The 14,611-nt window shown below is 71.7% G+C and carries 16 protein-coding genes; 4 read left to right on the forward strand and 12 right to left on the reverse strand.

Translation table 11 applies throughout. The features are described 5' to 3' along the window. Nucleotides 1-10: 10 nt before the first annotated feature. The gene (locus AB0K10_RS24365; RefSeq protein ID WP_363686997.1) at nt 11-640 is read right to left on the reverse strand and encodes a transcriptional regulator; all 630 of its coding nucleotides are present in this window, start codon (nt 638-640) and stop codon (nt 11-13) included. Between the two features lie 188 nt (nt 641-828). Between AB0K10_RS24365 and AB0K10_RS24370 the strand changes: the two genes are divergently transcribed. Then, nucleotides 829-1,686, forward strand: a complete 858-nt coding sequence (locus tag AB0K10_RS24370) for an SPFH domain-containing protein (protein WP_363686999.1) — start codon at nt 829-831, stop codon at nt 1,684-1,686. A gap of 12 nt (nt 1,687-1,698) precedes the next feature. On the opposite strand, the gene AB0K10_RS24375 is transcribed toward AB0K10_RS24370, so the two are convergent. The 4 genes from AB0K10_RS24375 to AB0K10_RS24390 all read right to left on the reverse strand — a co-directional run bounded on the left by AB0K10_RS24375 (nt 1,699) and on the right by AB0K10_RS24390 (nt 5,380). Further along, nucleotides 1,699-2,967, reverse strand: coding sequence for an FAD-dependent monooxygenase (locus tag AB0K10_RS24375; protein ID WP_363687001.1), 1,269 nt, complete (start codon nt 2,965-2,967; stop codon nt 1,699-1,701). Next, entirely contained in the window at nt 2,960-3,523 is a 564-nt protein-coding gene (locus AB0K10_RS24380; RefSeq protein WP_363687003.1) for a TetR/AcrR family transcriptional regulator, read from the reverse strand. The genes AB0K10_RS24375 and AB0K10_RS24380 overlap by 8 nt, the downstream gene beginning before the upstream one ends. Nucleotides 3,524-3,632: 109 nt before the next feature. Beyond that, a complete protein-coding gene (locus AB0K10_RS24385; protein WP_363687005.1) occupies nt 3,633-5,006 on the reverse strand; it encodes a permease prefix domain 1-containing protein in 1,374 nt (457 codons plus the stop codon). After that, on the reverse strand, nt 5,003-5,380 hold the full coding sequence (locus AB0K10_RS24390) for a PadR family transcriptional regulator (protein WP_363687007.1): 378 nt from the start codon (nt 5,378-5,380) through the stop codon (nt 5,003-5,005). Before AB0K10_RS24390 ends, AB0K10_RS24385 begins: the two co-directional genes overlap by 4 nt. 103 nt (nt 5,381-5,483) lie before the next feature. On the opposite strand from AB0K10_RS24390, the gene AB0K10_RS24395 reads away from it, so the two are divergent. Beyond that, nucleotides 5,484-6,230, forward strand: coding sequence for a phosphotransferase (locus tag AB0K10_RS24395; protein ID WP_363687009.1), 747 nt, complete (start codon nt 5,484-5,486; stop codon nt 6,228-6,230). Nucleotides 6,231-6,236: 6 nt separating this feature from the next. Here AB0K10_RS24395 and AB0K10_RS24400 read toward each other — a convergent pair whose 3' ends face one another. The 3 genes from AB0K10_RS24400 to AB0K10_RS24410 all read right to left on the reverse strand — a co-directional run bounded on the left by AB0K10_RS24400 (nt 6,237) and on the right by AB0K10_RS24410 (nt 8,163). Further along, nucleotides 6,237-6,773 (reverse strand): alpha/beta hydrolase, encoded by a 537-nt coding sequence (locus AB0K10_RS24400; RefSeq protein ID WP_363687011.1) that lies wholly within the window; start codon nt 6,771-6,773, stop codon nt 6,237-6,239. Between the two features lie 94 nt (nt 6,774-6,867). Continuing rightward, on the reverse strand, nt 6,868-7,857 hold the full coding sequence (locus tag AB0K10_RS24405; RefSeq protein ID WP_363687013.1) for a hypothetical protein: 990 nt from the start codon (nt 7,855-7,857) through the stop codon (nt 6,868-6,870). 171 nt (nt 7,858-8,028) lie between these two features. Further along, nucleotides 8,029-8,163, reverse strand: a complete 135-nt coding sequence (locus tag AB0K10_RS24410) for a hypothetical protein (RefSeq protein WP_363687015.1) — start codon at nt 8,161-8,163, stop codon at nt 8,029-8,031. A 339-nt stretch (nt 8,164-8,502) separates the two neighbouring features. Between AB0K10_RS24410 and AB0K10_RS24415 the strand changes: the two genes are divergently transcribed. Then, a complete protein-coding gene (locus AB0K10_RS24415) occupies nt 8,503-8,790 on the forward strand; it encodes a hypothetical protein (RefSeq protein WP_358104958.1) in 288 nt (95 codons plus the stop codon). Between the two features lie 53 nt (nt 8,791-8,843). Here the strand turns inward: AB0K10_RS24415 and AB0K10_RS24420 are convergent, their stop codons facing one another. The 3 genes from AB0K10_RS24420 to AB0K10_RS24430 form a co-directional block, all read right to left on the reverse strand. Next, complete coding sequence (locus AB0K10_RS24420; RefSeq protein WP_363687017.1) at nt 8,844-10,034, reverse strand: zinc-binding dehydrogenase; 1,191 nt, start codon at nt 10,032-10,034, stop codon at nt 8,844-8,846. After that, entirely contained in the window at nt 10,031-11,485 is a 1,455-nt protein-coding gene (locus AB0K10_RS24425; RefSeq protein ID WP_363687019.1) for an aldehyde dehydrogenase family protein, read from the reverse strand. Before AB0K10_RS24425 ends, AB0K10_RS24420 begins: the two co-directional genes overlap by 4 nt. A 123-nt stretch (nt 11,486-11,608) precedes the next feature. Continuing rightward, a complete protein-coding gene (locus tag AB0K10_RS24430) occupies nt 11,609-12,265 on the reverse strand; it encodes a TetR/AcrR family transcriptional regulator C-terminal domain-containing protein (protein WP_266249994.1) in 657 nt (218 codons plus the stop codon). A 99-nt stretch (nt 12,266-12,364) separates the two neighbouring features. Here AB0K10_RS24430 and AB0K10_RS24435 point away from each other — a divergent pair, with 99 nt between their 5' ends. Continuing rightward, nucleotides 12,365-13,537 (forward strand): acyl-CoA dehydrogenase family protein, encoded by a 1,173-nt coding sequence (locus tag AB0K10_RS24435; RefSeq protein WP_007458234.1) that lies wholly within the window; start codon nt 12,365-12,367, stop codon nt 13,535-13,537. 6 nt (nt 13,538-13,543) lie between these two features. On the opposite strand, the gene AB0K10_RS24440 is transcribed toward AB0K10_RS24435, so the two are convergent. Next, entirely contained in the window at nt 13,544-14,581 is a 1,038-nt protein-coding gene (locus AB0K10_RS24440; RefSeq protein WP_363687022.1) for an aminotransferase class V-fold PLP-dependent enzyme, read from the reverse strand. Nucleotides 14,582-14,611 lie beyond the last annotated feature (30 nt).

Consider the following 14,611-nt stretch of genomic DNA (forward strand, 5'->3'; position numbering starts at 1 on the left):
GTGGCGGGCGTCACGCTCGCTGAGCCGCCAGACAGGCGGCGACGGCTGCCGGCAATCCGGCCAGGTGGCCCACCGGCGCGGCGAGCGGCTCGATCCATCCCGGCCCCGCGCCGTACACCCGCAGGTGGGAAAAATCCCGGGCGAAACGCACCAGGCGGTACGCGCGGCCGGTGACAGGCGTCTGCGACCAGAGCACGACCGTGTGCGGGCGAGCCCGGTACACCGCGCTGGTCAGGGCGGGCCAGGGCAGCGCGGGCCCGAGGTTCAGGCAGCCGCGCCCCTGCTCTCGCAGGGCGGCGGCGAGCGCGTGCAGGCCGAGGCTGTGCGCCTCCTGCTCGGCGCCGGCCAGCAGCACCCCGCCGGTGGGCAGGGAGCGGCCAGGTTCGCGGCGGTGCACGTCCAGCCCGACGCGGACCCCCTCGGCCAGGGCGTGTTCGACGGCGACCTCGGCGGCGGTACGCCCCGACAGCCCCGCCAGCAGCGGCCGGCAGACCTGCTCCCAGAGCGCCGGCACGCCCCAATCGACGGCCAACTCCCGCGTCAGCGCGGCGACACGGTTGCCGTCCAGGTCCTCGGCCGCCAGAAAGACCCGTTTGAGCGCCGTCTGCACGGCATCGGCCGGCATCGGATCGGTCAGCATCGGCTCGGTCAGCAAAGGCGTACCCCCGGGTAGACGTTCGCTACCCGGAGTTCGCTGCCACTGCGCGCGGCGGATGCGCCCGGCGCGGAATTTAGCTGCGGCGGCGAAAGCCACTACCGGCCGTGCGAGTCGCTTGACCGGACCTCCTAGGTTGATGATCTACACAGCCCAGCGGAAGGTCCCACCCCATGCCTGTCGGCTTCACCATGGCGATCGTCTTCGCCGTCGCCCTGGTCGTCAGCGCCGTCCTGGCTCTCGTCGCCCCCGCGCGGCCCCTGAAGCGGATGGCCGCCCTCGCGGCGCTCGCCTTCCTCGCTCTCACCCTGCTGGTCGGCGTCGTCTCCAGCGCCCATTCGGTGCCGATCCGCTCGGTCGGCATCGTCACCAGCTTCGGCAAGCCCACCGGCAAGGTGACCGGCTCCGGTCTGAAGTGGGTGGCCCCCTGGCAGAAGGTCGGCGAATGGGACGCGGGCCGGCAGAAGTACGACCACATCGGCGGCAACAACTGCGTACGCGTCCGCACCGGCACGCTCGCCGACGCGTGCGTCGAGGTGCTGATCGAGTGGCAGGTCAAGCCGGAGAACGCGCCGAAGCAGTTCATGGACTACAAGGGAGACTTCGACAGCTTCCGGGGTCAGCGGGTGGGTGTGCAGCTCGACAGCGCGGTCAACGACGCGTTCGCCGCGTACAACCCGCTGGAAAAGATCGATGATCGGACCGGCGACCTCAACGTCGACCTCAAGCCGTTCGCGGCGAACATCAAGACCAGCGCGGACACCCGCCTCGCCAGCGACGTGGACATCCTCTCGGTGACCATCACGCGGGTGAACCACGACGACAAGACCGAGGGCAACATCAAGGCGTTCCAGGACAAACTCGCCCAGACCCGCAACCTGGAGCAGGATCGCAAGAACGCCGAGATCTCCAAGCAGATCACCGAGACCAACGCCAAGGTCGACAAGGTGACCCGCTGTCTCGAGATCGCCGAGAAGAACGGCGCGAACCCGGGCCTGTGCATCAACCCGGGCATCGTCACCGGCAAGTGAGGGAAGCGCTCGTCAGGCGGCCCGCTCCCAGTGGCGCGGGGCGCTGATCCTGGCCCAGCTCGCGCCGAACGTCATCCGGCGCAGCGGTGCCGCGATGCCACAGAGGCCGAACCAGCCACGGGTCAGACCCACGCTGATCGGGTTGCTCATCATGCCCTGGTGGAGGGTTCGCATGGCCAGGTCGACGGCGTGGAACCCGTACTCGCGCATCTCGGTCTCGTACTCGCCGATCGCGTCCAGCAGCGGCAGGTGGCCGCCGTCGGCCAGCGACAACTGGCGGGTGAGCAGGGCGGCGTCGCGCAGCGCGGTGTTGGCGCCGTTGCCGCCGGCCGGCGGCATGCCGTGCACGGCGTCGCCGAGCACGGTGACCCGCGAGGGTGCCCAGGGCGCCGGACGGTCGGACGCCTGAAAAGGGAACGCGCTCACGTCGCCCGGTGGGCACCTGTCGATCAACTGGCGTAGCGCGGGGTGCCAGTCCGTCATCAGCCCCGCCACGTAGGTCTTCACCTGCGCGCCGTCGAGGCGCTCCGGACGCGAGGGGAACAGGTCGGTACGGGCGACGAACGCGCACAGCAGATAGTCGTCCCCCGTCGGCTGCTGGCGTTCGAACACCGAGGTGAACAGGAAGTACGGCCCACCGGTCACGATGAGGTTCATGCCCGCGGCCAGCCGGGCGGGCAGCCAGGCTCGGGTGTCGTCGTTCAGCGGCAGCTTGAGCCCGACGCCCACCGCACCGGTGTCCCGCTGGGTGGCGGTCGGCAGATACTGCGCGCGTACCCGGGAGTTGATCCCGTCCGCGCCGACCAGGACGTCGCAGGTTGCGGACGTCCCGTCGGCGAAGTGCGCGGTGGGGCGACCGCCGGCGGTCAGCTCGTAGCGCTCGAACGCCTTGTCGTAGTGGACGACGTCGTCCAGCCCGTCGAGGAGGACGTCGCGCAGCGTGGAACGGTCGACCGGGTAGGCCCGTTCCGCGGGATCGGGATCGTCGGGATACATGAGGGCGTCCTCCACGAGGACGAGCGTGCGCAGGTCCGTGCCCAGGAAGCCGAAACCGCCGCCGGGCCGGCCCGCGGTGTCGGTGAACGCCTGCCAGTGTCGGTCGGGCAGGCAGGCACGCAGCGACCGGCTGCCCGCCGGGTTGATCGCGAGGCGGTAGCGGTCCACCCGGTCGTCGCGGTGGCGGTCACGCTCGTACACGGCGACGGTCATGCCGTGCTTCCGCAGACCCTGGGCGAGAGCGAGGCCGCCGATGCCACCGCCGACGATGAGCACGTCAGTCATGGGTGAGCCTTTCCGGTGCGAAGAGGTCGCACAATTGGTTGACGACGGACTCGGCTCGGTCGGGACGCAGGCGAATGCCCTTGACGGTGGCGATCACCAGCTCGACGCTGGCCGCGACGTCGAGGTCCGTCGACCAGACATGCTGCGTGACACCCTCGGTGAAGATCGCCGCGAGCGCGTCCCGCCAGCCCTGTTCGTCGCGCTCGATGTCGGCCCCGGTGGACTCGTCACGTCGGGCCCGCAGATCTAGCTCGTCGAGCACGATGAACAACTCGGGCCGCCGCGCGACGGCGGTGGCGATCTCGCGGAGGTGGTGCCGCAGTCGAGCGGCGGGGTCCAGATCGGTGTGCATCGTCGCCTCGAATTGGCTTGTCACGTGTTCGAGCACCGCCGCGATCAGGTCGGCCTTGGTCCGGAAGTAGTGGTGCAGGGTGGAGTGGTCGATGCCGGCCGCTGCGGCGATCGGCCGCAGTCGGAACCCCTCGAAGCCGCTCTCGGCGATCCCCGAGAATGCCGCGTGAACCAGCGCCTGCCGGCGGTCGTGCCGTTCCGTCATCCTCACCCATCCCCAACCAAGCGGTTGGTTGATAGTTCAGCATCGTTGTGCCGCACTGTCAACCAACCGCTTGGTTGAGGTTGCCGGACGGGGTCGTACCCATCGGCCGCTAGGCGTAGCTGAACAGCGGGGGGAAGACGAGGACCACGATCCAGGCCCACGCGGCGTAGACCGGCAGGTAGCCGGTCTGCCAGCGTTCGAGCGCCGCGAACGGCGTACGCCGACGGAGGAAGCTCAGCAGCAGCCACGCCGACCACGCGAGGTTCACCAGCAGGATCACGTTCTCGCCGAGCGCCGCCGCCCGGTTGGGCGTACCGCCGTAGTTGTCGGTGATGCGGCCGGTGATCTCCACCAGCACCAGCACGTCGATGGCCAACGCGCTGACCACGAGCGCGAGCTGGAGTTTGTCGAAGGCGCCCGGCGGGGCCAGCGGGTCGCGGGCCGAGAGCGAGTAGAGCAGCAGCCCCAGCACCACGACGAGCAGGAGGTCGAACAGGATCAGCGCCTCGCGCTCGACGTCGATGCCGTGGCTGGTCCAGACGACGGCCACGAGGAAGGCGAGCAGGGCGGCGGTGAAGAGCGGGGTGAACAGCCGGGTGAGGACCGGCGCGATGTTCTCGACGACACTCTGCTTGGCCTCGACCAGCCACCCGGCAACGACGACCGCTGCCGCGGCGCCGCAGGGCAGGAGCCACTGCGAGACGAACGCCTCGGGGACGATCCCGATGGCGGCGAAGGTGTTGAACAGGAACGCCGCGAGCACGCCGCCGCCGAGGGCCATCAGGACGTAGTAGATGAACCACTCGCCGGTGAAGCGGATGAAGTCCATGCGTCGACGCGACGAGCGCCAGTCGTCGGCGACGTAGGCCAGCCCGACCACGAGCCACAGGGCGATCGGAAGGTGGACGCCGGTGACGACGACTGACTGCGAGTCGTCCGCCAGGGGGTAGACGTTCGCCGCCACGGCGCCGAGGACGAACAGCGCCGCCAGCACCCCGATCACCAGCGGTCGGGCCCGCCTGCGCCAGGCCAGGAACGCCGCCAGCCAGGGCAGCGCGAACAGGGTGGCGTTGCGGGCGTAGAACGAGCCGTCGTCCTCGAAGCTCCACCCGAACAGCGCGGGCGCCTTGACGGACACCACCGCGCCGGCCGCGCAGCCGAGCATGACCCACAGGTCCCGACGGGAGCGCGGGCCGGCGGCCGGGCCGGAGTCGCCGGTCAGCACGAGCTGCTTCCACAACCGCTCCGAATGCTCCCGGGCGAACTCGCGGGAGAGCTCGTCGAGGCTGCCCATCCGTTTGACCGCGACCAGGAACGCCTCGTCCGGGCTCAGGCCCGCCGCGACGAGTTCGTCGACCGAGCCGCGGAGGTGGTCTTCCAACTCGTCGGCGTCCACCGACTGCAGTTCCCGACGCCGGAGCACGTAGCGCCGCCACTGGGCGAACTGCGCCTCCAGCTCCTCCGGCCCGTCGTGCGCCGTCACGCGAGGCCCTCCAGCGGGCGCGCCGTCAGCGGCGTACGGTCGTGCCAGATCTCCTTGAGCGCGCCCACGACGGTGTCCCACTGTCGGCGCTGCTCGGCCAGCTCGGCCAGGCCCCGATCGGTGATCCGGTAGTACTTGCGCTTGCGCTCACCGGCGACCGACTGCCAGTTCGCCTCCACATGGCCCAGGCGTTCGAGCCGGTGCAGCAGCGGATACAGCAGCCCCTCGGTCCAGTCCAGCTCACCCCCGGACAGCTCGTTGATCCGCCGGAGGATGGCGTAGCCGTAGCTCTCCCCCTCGGCCAGGATGCCGAGCACCATCGGTGTCGCCGACGCGGCCACCAGGTCCTTCGCGACCTTCACGAGACCCCTCACCCCCAAACCCTAGAAGTACGATGCATAGTACTGCTAGGTATTTTTCCGACGCAACGGATCAGGCCCGGAAACCCGTTGGGCGTCGGTGGTCGATCCCGCCACAATGGCCGGTGTGCAGGAGATCGAGGTCGTCGTCGCCCACCGGGAGCGGACGACCGTGCGCGTCGGCGACGTGTTCCTCAAGATCGACGCCGAGCAGGATCGTGCGGACATCGAGGTCGCGGCGATGGCGCTCGCGCCCGTGCCGACCCCGGAGGTCCTGTGGCGCAAACCGCCCGTGCTCGCGCTCGCCGCCCTGCGCGGGAGGGCGCTCGGCCGCCTCGGCGAGCCGTCGACCGCGCCGTCGACGGCATGGGCCGCGGCGGGCGCCGCCGTACGGGCGCTGCACGACGCGCCGCTGCCGCCCTGGCCCGGTCGGAGCCTCGACGAGCTGATCGCGCGGCTCGACGGCGAGTGCGGGTGGCTCGCCGCGAACGGCGTTCTCCCCGCCGACCTGGTCACCCGCAACCGCCACGTGGCCCAGGCGGCGCTCCGGCCGTGGACACCTGTGTTCACGCACGGCGACCTGCAGGTCGCCCACGTGTTCGTCGACGGCGACGAGGTCACCGGTGTGCTCGACTGGTCCGAGGCGAGCCGGGGCGACGCCCTGTACGACCTCGCCATCCTGACGCTCGGCCACGAGGAGCGCCTCGGCGACGTCCTGACCGGCTACGGCGCCGACGTCGACCTCGACGTGATCCGGGGCTGGTGGTCGTGGCACAGCCTGGTGGCGATCCGTTGGCTGGTCGAGCACGGCTTCGACCCGTCGGCGCCCGGCTGCGAGGTCGACGTGCTGCGGGCGCGGATGTGACGAGCGTCAGGGGATGAGTCGGTCGAGCAGCTCGAACCGCTCGTACGGCTGGTCGTAGTCGCCGAAGTGCCCGTCGTCGCGCACGATCTGGGTGCCGCCGAGCCGCTCGAACATGGCGCGTCCCTGCCGGTCGTCGCAGCCGTACGGATCCTCGCGGGAGTTGATGAAGACGATGTCGCGCACGTGCGACCGGATCGCGGCCCAGTCGTAGCTCTCCTGAAGCACCGGTTCCTCGCTGGTGTTGGGCTGGGTGCAGTAGCCGGCGACCAGGATCGCCTGAGCGACGGTCGCCTCGACATGCTCCAGGAACGCCAGGAGGAACGCCGCGCCGCCGGAGTGGCCCACCAGGACGGTGTCCTCGTCGACGTGGTGCCCGGCCAGCACCGTCGGCAGGAACGTCGCGATCGGCTCGACGTTGAGGCCCGGCAGGTACGGCACCTCGACGGCGTAACCCCGCGCCTCGAGCCGCCCCGCCAACCAGCGGTACCAGACGACGTCCGGGTTGCCACCGGTCCCGTGGAAGATGATCGCCTTGCGCCCCACCGTGCCCCCTTCACATCTACTGATCACACCACGTGATCCGCGGACAACTGTCGCGTCCCACGCGCGCGCCGGCAAGCCAGGGAGAAAGGCCGCGTCACTGCATGGCGGTGGCCGGGGGATGCGCGAAGGATTCGGGGCAACGGAAGGTGTACAGCGAATAGCAACGACCGATCTGCACACCCGTGGTGTCCGAGGACGCGGTCGGGTCCTCCTCGGACGGGCGCCAGCTGCAACGCGTGCCGTTCCAGTCGGCCGAGGCCACGGTGAACACCAAGGTCATCGCGGTGCCGCAAACAGCACAGTCCATCGGGTACGGATCGGTCAGCGACCAGTTCGCGTACCCGCCGACCTTCCACCCCGGCGCCAGGGACAGGTCGGACTGGTAGTGGGGACGGCTGTCGTCCTCGTCGTCGTCCCACGCGTCGAGCCGCTCGCACAGGTCAGCGGGGAGCAGGCCAGCGTATTGGTACTCACGGACCTGTTCCGGGTGCACCACGCACGGCACCGGCAGGTACATGTCACTGATCACCGGCGGCTCGGGAGGCGCTTCGAGCAGCGGGCCGAGGGCGGAACTGTCGCGCCAGTAGAGGAAGACGCGAGGGCTGTAGTGCCGGTCCGCGTGGTCCACCGGGCACCACAGCACCTGGAGCAGGTCGGTGCCGTCCGGACCGGCGAAGTCCGGGATATCTCGTCGGTACAGCTGCGCGACCGGGACCAACGGGATGGGATCCTCGATCAGGTCGTCCAGATCCAGAGCGTCGGCGGCATCGAGCTCGGCCCGCTCCAGCGCGGTCAAGAAGTCCTCGCCCGGCAGCGACTCCCGGGCTTCGGCGGTCGCGAGAATCTCCCGCCTGCGGCGCAGGGCGGCCATGGTGGTCAGGTTGTACGGCTCGTGCGCCCCGGCGTCGTCGCAGACCGGCCACACCTCGTCGGCCGGCCACAGCAACGGTCCGCCGACCGAGCTGTCCCGGGCGGTCGGAGCACCGGGCCGGGGATGCAGGCGGGTAGCGGTGGTGGAATGTTCCCGCAGTTCGGGGAAGAGCTCGGTGATGTCCAGGGGACGCGGCGGTGTGGTGCGGACCATAGAAGTAGATCTTATGGCCCGCGTACCGGTCCTGAATTCCCTGCCGTGCCGAGCAGCTACCGGCGGTGCTGGCGCCGGGCGGCCCGCTGGTGATTCGGCGGGTGAGGATCCGACTATCGTCGGCCCCCACCTTCATCACCGCATTCGGACAGTTGAGCGATGCTGCCGGCGTCAGCGCCCCGTGGGCACGATGTTTGAGGAACGCCCGGTCTGCTCGTCGCGCTTCAGGCGCTTCGCAGTCTGCTTTTCCTTGATCGTCTTGCCCTTCTTCTTGACGTTCGCCTTGCTCGTCGAGTCCTTGGACATGATCGAACCTCCTGGAGCAGGTCGGTGAACGCGCAGCGTGGTACTCGCCTGATCGCGGCGTGCAGGTGACAGAAGACCCGCGGCGGGCGCGAAGTCCTCCACTGCACGCCGACCCTACGCTGTTCAGCTCCTGCCGACTGTCGGAAGTGCCTCGTCGATGTCGTCATGCTCCTCAGGCGCACGATCGGCTGCGGATTCAGCGACCGGGCCTGGCCCGGACCGCACCCATCACACGATCGTCACCAGGGGGTGGCAGATCGCGGTCGCTCCGGTGGCCGTTCGGTGTAGAGGGCAGTTGCGGAGCGCGGCCGAGCGCGGTCCGGGATATCCTTGCCGCATATGGCTACCTTTCGCAGCGCCTCAGTGCTTCTCTCCTCGGACGGCACCAGGACCCCTGGCACCGCCGCCCTCTTCGCCGAGCCCGCCCGCAAGGGTGGGACCCGGCCGTGGGCAGGGGACTTCCGGCCCGCCAACAGCGCCGGCAACGGTCCCAAGAACGCGGTCGGGAAGACCTTCACGTTGGAGCTGCCCGACGGCAGCACCGGCAAGGTCGTGGTCCAGAGCCTCAAGAGCGGGAGGGGTGGCGTCGTGCTGGCGTTGATGGGCGAGGACACCCCACCCTTCTGATCGAGACCGCGCGCGCTGCCGGCCGGAAACGGCCGGCACGCGAGCCTGCTCGCTCAGTCCAGCGTGACCACCCAGCGAGCGCCCTCGCCTCGAGCCAGCCGGTCGAACGCGGCGGGCGCCTCGTCCAGCCCGACCGTGCCGCTGACCAGCACGCGCAGATCCAGCGCGCCATCGGCGAGCTCAGCGGCCAGCACCGGCACCTCCCGGTCCGGGTCCGACGAGCCGTACACCGAGGAGCGCAGGGTCCGCGCGGAGTGGAAGATGTCCAGCGCGCCGAGGCTGACCATGTCGTCCTTGGCACCCATGCCGACCACGGTGACCGCTCCCCCGCGCCGGGTGAGCCGCCACGCCGACCGGATCGTGGCGGCGCGCCCCACGCACTCGAAGGCGTGGTCGACGCCCCGACCCTCGGTGCGCGCCCGCACCTCCTTGGAGAGCCGGTCGTCGGAGAGCAGGAAGTCGGTGGCCCCGGCGGCGAGGGCCAGGTCCCGCTTCGCCTCGGCCACGTCGACGGCGAGGATCGTCGCGGCGCCGGCCCGGCGGGCGGCGGCGAGAACGGCGAGCCCGACCCCGCCGAGCCCGATGACGGCAACCGACTCGCCGGGCGCGACCCGGGCCGTGTTGCCGACCGCGCCGACACCGGTGAGCACCGCGCAGCCGAGCAGCGCGGCCTGCTCGGCGGGCAACCCGGCGGGGATCGGCACGACCGCGCTCTCCGGCACCACCACCGCCTCGGCGAGCGCGCCGAGGCCGAGCGTGAGGTGCAGCGGTACGCCGTCCTCGGTCTCGCCGCGCGCCACCGTCGGGGCGGTGTTGGCGGCGCAGAGCCACGGCTCGTCGTGCCGGCACCACCAGCACGCCCGGCAGGCGGGCGCCCAGTTGAGCACCACAGGCGTGCCGACCGGCAGCCGGGTGCCCGCACCTGCCTCGGCCACCACGCCTGTCGCCTCGTGCCCGAGCACCAGCGGGAACGTCGCGGCCAGGGTGCCGTTGACCATGGACAGGTCGGAGTGGCACACGCCGGCCGCCCGGATCGTCACCCGCACCTCGCCGGGGCCGGGCGCGGGCAGGCGTACCCGCTCGACCCGCAGCTCGGCGCCGGGCCCGCGCGCGACAAGCGCGCGGACGGTGACCGGCGCGCCCGCCGGCCCAACAGCGACGGCCGGCTCGGCGCCCACCGCCGACACGCCGGCCGTCGCGGCAGCACCCACCGCCGGCGCGCCGGCCCGCTCGGGGCCGCTCATCGCTGGATGGCCTTCAGCTCGCAGAACTCGGCGAGCCCGTGCACGCCCAGCTCCCGGCCCAGGCCGGACTGCTTGTAACCGCCGAAGGGCGCGAGCGGGTTGAACGCCGCGCCGTTGATGTCGACCGCGCCGGTCCGCAGCCGCCGCGCCACCGCGAGCGCCGCCTCGGTGTCGGCGGACCAGACCGCACCGGCGAGCCCGTAGCGCGAGTTGTTGGCGATGGCCACGGCCTCGTCGGTGTCGTCGAACGGGAGTACGGCGAGCACCGGGCCGAAGACCTCCTCCTGGGCGAGCGCGCCGTCCGGGTGCACGTCGGCGAAGACGGTCGGGGCGACGAAGTGCCCCCGCGCCGGCACCGGGGCGTCCGGGCCGCCGGCGACGAGGCGGGCGCCCTCGGCGAGAGCCCGCTCGACGTGCCCGCGCACCCGCGTCGCCTGAGCGGCGGAGACCAGGGGGCCGAGCCGGGTGGCCGGGTCGAACGGGTCGCCGACTCCGTAGCCGGCCACCGCCTTCGCGACCAGGTCGAGCGCCTCGGCGTACCGGTCGCGGTGCACAAGCATCCGGGTCCACGCCGTGCAGGTCTGACCGGAGTTCATGAGGGCGTTGCCGACGCCTACCTTGACCGCGGTGGGCAGGTCGGCGTCGGGGAGGATCACGTTGGCGGACTTGCCACCCAGCTCCAGCGCGACCCGGGCGATCCGGTCGGCGGCGAGTCGCATGATGCGTGTGCCGGTGGCGGTGGAGCCGGTGAACGAGACCAGGTCGACGTCGGGGTGCCTGGCGAGCGCCTCGCCGACGACCGCGCCGGTGCCGGGGACCAGGTTGAGCACACCCGGCGGCAGAGCGGCCTCGGTGACCGCGTCGAAGAGCAGGTACGCGGTCAGCGGGGTCAACTCGCTGGGCTTGAGGACGACAGTGCAGCCGGCGGCGAGCGCGGGCGCGACCTTCGCCATCACCTGGTGCAGGGGGTAGTTCCACGGGGTGATCGCGCCGACCACGCCGATCGGCTCGCGGACGACGAGAGAGTTGCCGATGGTCTCCTCGACCGGCGGCCGGGCGGCGAGCGCCACGTGGTCGCGCAGCACGATCAGTGGCAGCGCGACCTGCACACGGGTGGCGAGCTTGAGCGGGGCGCCCAGTTCGACCGCGATGGTGCGGGCGAGGTCGTCGGCGCGCGCGGCGAGCGCGGCGTGCAGCCGGTCCAGGTACGCGGACCGTTCTGCCGGCGCGGTGGCCGCCCAGCCGGGAAAGGCGGCGCGGGCGGCGGCGACGGCGGCGTCCACGTCGGCCGCCGTGCCCGCGGGCACCTGACCGATCGGCTCACCGGTGCTCGGGTTCTCCACGTCGATCACGTCGGTGCCGGCGGGAGACGTCCACTCTCCGCCGACGTGCAGGTGGCGCCTGAGGCGCAGGGCATCGGGCAGCAGCGACGGCGGGGCGGCGAGGTCCATGGCGTCCCTTCCGGGGTGGGCGACGGGCGGTGGCGGCGGGTCGAGTGACGGCGGGCGGGGCGACGGCGGGTGACGGTGGCGGGGTCGCGGCGGGCGAGGAAACTAGCGCCGGGAGTTTGGACGCTACCCGCTGGGCCGGCCGGACTCCACCGGCCCGACGGTGCGGGCGTACTCGGCAGCCAGGCCGTGCAGCAACGCGTCCAGGCCGAGGGCGAAGGCGCCCTCGTCCACGCTCTGCTGGTGCTCGGCGAGCCGGTGCGCCTGGCGCAGGTGGGGGTAGTGCGCGGCGTACAGCTCGGGGTCCTCGACGAAACCGCGGGCGAACGAGCCGAGCGCCGAGCCGGCCACGAAGTAGCGCAGCGCCGCGCCGATGTGGGTGGCGCGGGCCGGTGGCCACCCGGCGCGGACGAGGCCGCCGTAGACCGCGTCGGCCATGGCGAGCGCTGCCGGTCGGCGGCCGGGACCCTGCGCCAGGTACGGCACGATGTTCGGGTGCGCGGTGAGCGCCCGCCGGTACGACCAGGCCCAGTCGCGCAGCGCGGCGGCCCAGTCCCGGCCGGTGAAGCCGCTGGTGTCGACGGCGCCGGTGACCGTGTCGGCGACCGCGTCGAGGATCTCGTCCTTGGTGGCGAAGTGGTTGTAGAGCGACGGGCCCTGCACGCCCAGCGCGGCGGCGAGTCGACGGGTGGAGAGCGCGGGCAGACCCTCGGCGTCGATGAGCGCCGTGGCGGCGTCGACGATCAGCTGCCGGGTGAGCCGGGGCTGGCGGGGTCGGGGCACTGCGCTCCTCGTCGGGTCCGGGTCGTGGGGTCTGGACGCATCAAAACTTACACCGCTAGTTTAGAGGCGACCGGCCGCGCCGACGCCAGGAGGACCACCGTGGACTTTTCGCTCACCGACGAGGAGCGGGCGGTGCGGGACACCGTCCGGTCGTTCATCCGCCGCGAGGTGATGCCCCTGGAGGCGGAGGTGCTGCGCCGGGAACGCGCGCACCAGCCGGGCCTGGACCACTCCGAGGTGCGCGAGCTGCAACTCAAGGCGCGCAAGTTCGGCTTCTGGGGCCTGGCGACCCCCGAGGAGTACGGCGGGATGAACCTGCCGGCCGTCCTCCAGTCATTGATCTGGACGGAGCTGGGTCACACGTTCGTGCCGTTCCGCTTCGGCGGTGAGGCCGACAACATCCTGTTCCACGCCACCGAGGAGCAGAAGCAGGAGTTCCTCATCCCGACGATCGAGGGCGAGCGGCGGTCCTGCTTCGCCATCACCGAGCCGGGCGCCGGCTCGGACGCGGCGAACATCCGGCTGTCCGCCCGCCGCGACGGCGACGACTGGATCCTCGACGGCGAGAAGACGTTCATCACCGGGGGCCACGACGCCGACTTCGCCATCGTGGTCGCGGTGACCGACCGGGAGAAGGGCGCCCGCAACGGCGGCGCGACCGCCTTCCTGGTGGACCGGTCGATGGGCTGGCGCTCGGAGTTCATCCAGACCATGGGCGAGGGCGGACCCGCGTCGCTGATCTTCGACGGCGTACGCGTGCCGCACCGCAACATCCTCGGCGAGATCGGGCAGGGTTTCACGCTGGGCATGGAGTGGATCGGCAAGGGCCGCTACACCATCCCGTCGCACGCCATCGGCATCGCCGAGCGGGTCCTCCAGATGGCGATCGACTACGCCAACACCCGCGAGACGTTCGGCGCGAAGATCGGCACCAACCAGGCCATCCAGTGGATGATCGCCGACTCGGAGACCGAGCTGGAGGCGGCCCGCTGGCTGGTGCTGCGCTCGGCGTGGACTGTCGACCAGGGCCTGGACCCCCGGCACGCCTCGTCGATGGGCAAGCTCTACGGCGCCGGGATGGTCAACCGGGTGGTCGACCGGGTGCTCCAGATCCACGGCGGCATGGGCTACACCCGGGAGCTGCCCATCGAGCGCTGGTACCGACAGGTCCGGCTCTACCGCATCTTCGAGGGCACCGACGAGATGCAGCGGCTGATCATCTCCCGGGACCTGCTGCGCGGGTACACGAAGATCGGCGGCCACCTGGCCTGAGTCGGGTCAGCCCGTCAGCGCCTCCAGAGCCGCGTCCACGTCGGCTTCGGTGGAGTAGAGGTGGAACGAGGCGCGGACCCGTCCGGCGCGTACCGCCGCCCGGATGCCGGCCGCCGCGAGACGCTGCTCCGCGCCGGGCACGTCGACGCTGACGATGGCGCTGTCCGCCGGCGGTCGGCCCAGGCCGGCCAGGAACCGGTTGGCCAGCGCCACGTCGTGCTCCCGGATCGCCGGCACCCCGATCTCGGCGACCAACTCCATGGCCGGCGCCGCGCCCACCCAGCTGAACCAGGCCGGCGAGATGTCGAACCGCCGGGCATCGTCGGCCAGCCGCAGCGGCGGGCCGTAGTAGGAGGCGTGCGGGTCGCGGCCCGCGTACCACCCGGCCGCGTCCGGGCGCAGCCGCTCGCGCAGCGCCGGGGCGAGATAGGTGTACGCCGTGCCGCGTGGGTTCATCAGCCACTTGTAGCCGCCCACCGTCACCACGTCGGCCCGGCTCCCGTCGAAGGGCAGCCACCCGCACGCCTGGGTGGCGTCCACCACCACCAGCGCGTCGTGCGCGCGGGCCGCGGCCACGATCTCGTCGTACGCGGCGAGAGAGCCGTCGGACGACTGCACCAGGCTGAACGCGACGAGGTAGGTGTCGGCGTCGATCGCGTCGGCCAGCCGGTCCGCCGGCACCGTGCGGACCGTGACGCCCCGCTCCTCCTGGACCAGCCAGGGGAACAGGTTCGAGGTGAACTCGATCTCCGGAACCACCACGGTGGCCCCCGCCGGCAGCCCCGCCGCCACCGGCGCGAGCATCTGGGAGACTGTCGCGCCAACCGCCACGTCAGAAGCCGACACGCCGATCAGACCGGCGAAGGCGGTACGGGCGCGGTGCACCGATTCACCCCAGCCCTCCCACGACGTGCTGCCCAGCCGCCAGCCGGCCAGGGCCTCCTGCAACGCCGTCCAGGCCGGCTCGGGCGGCAATCCGTAGGAGGCCGTGTTCAACCAGCCGGGCTCCGGCTTCCACAACTGCTGTGCCTGCGCGATCTCCATGACGTCGACGCTAGGCGGGATCATCTCGCC

Source organism: Micromonospora sp. NPDC049274 (genome assembly GCF_040678875.1).
Classification (GTDB): Bacteria; Actinomycetota; Actinomycetes; order Mycobacteriales; family Micromonosporaceae; genus Micromonospora.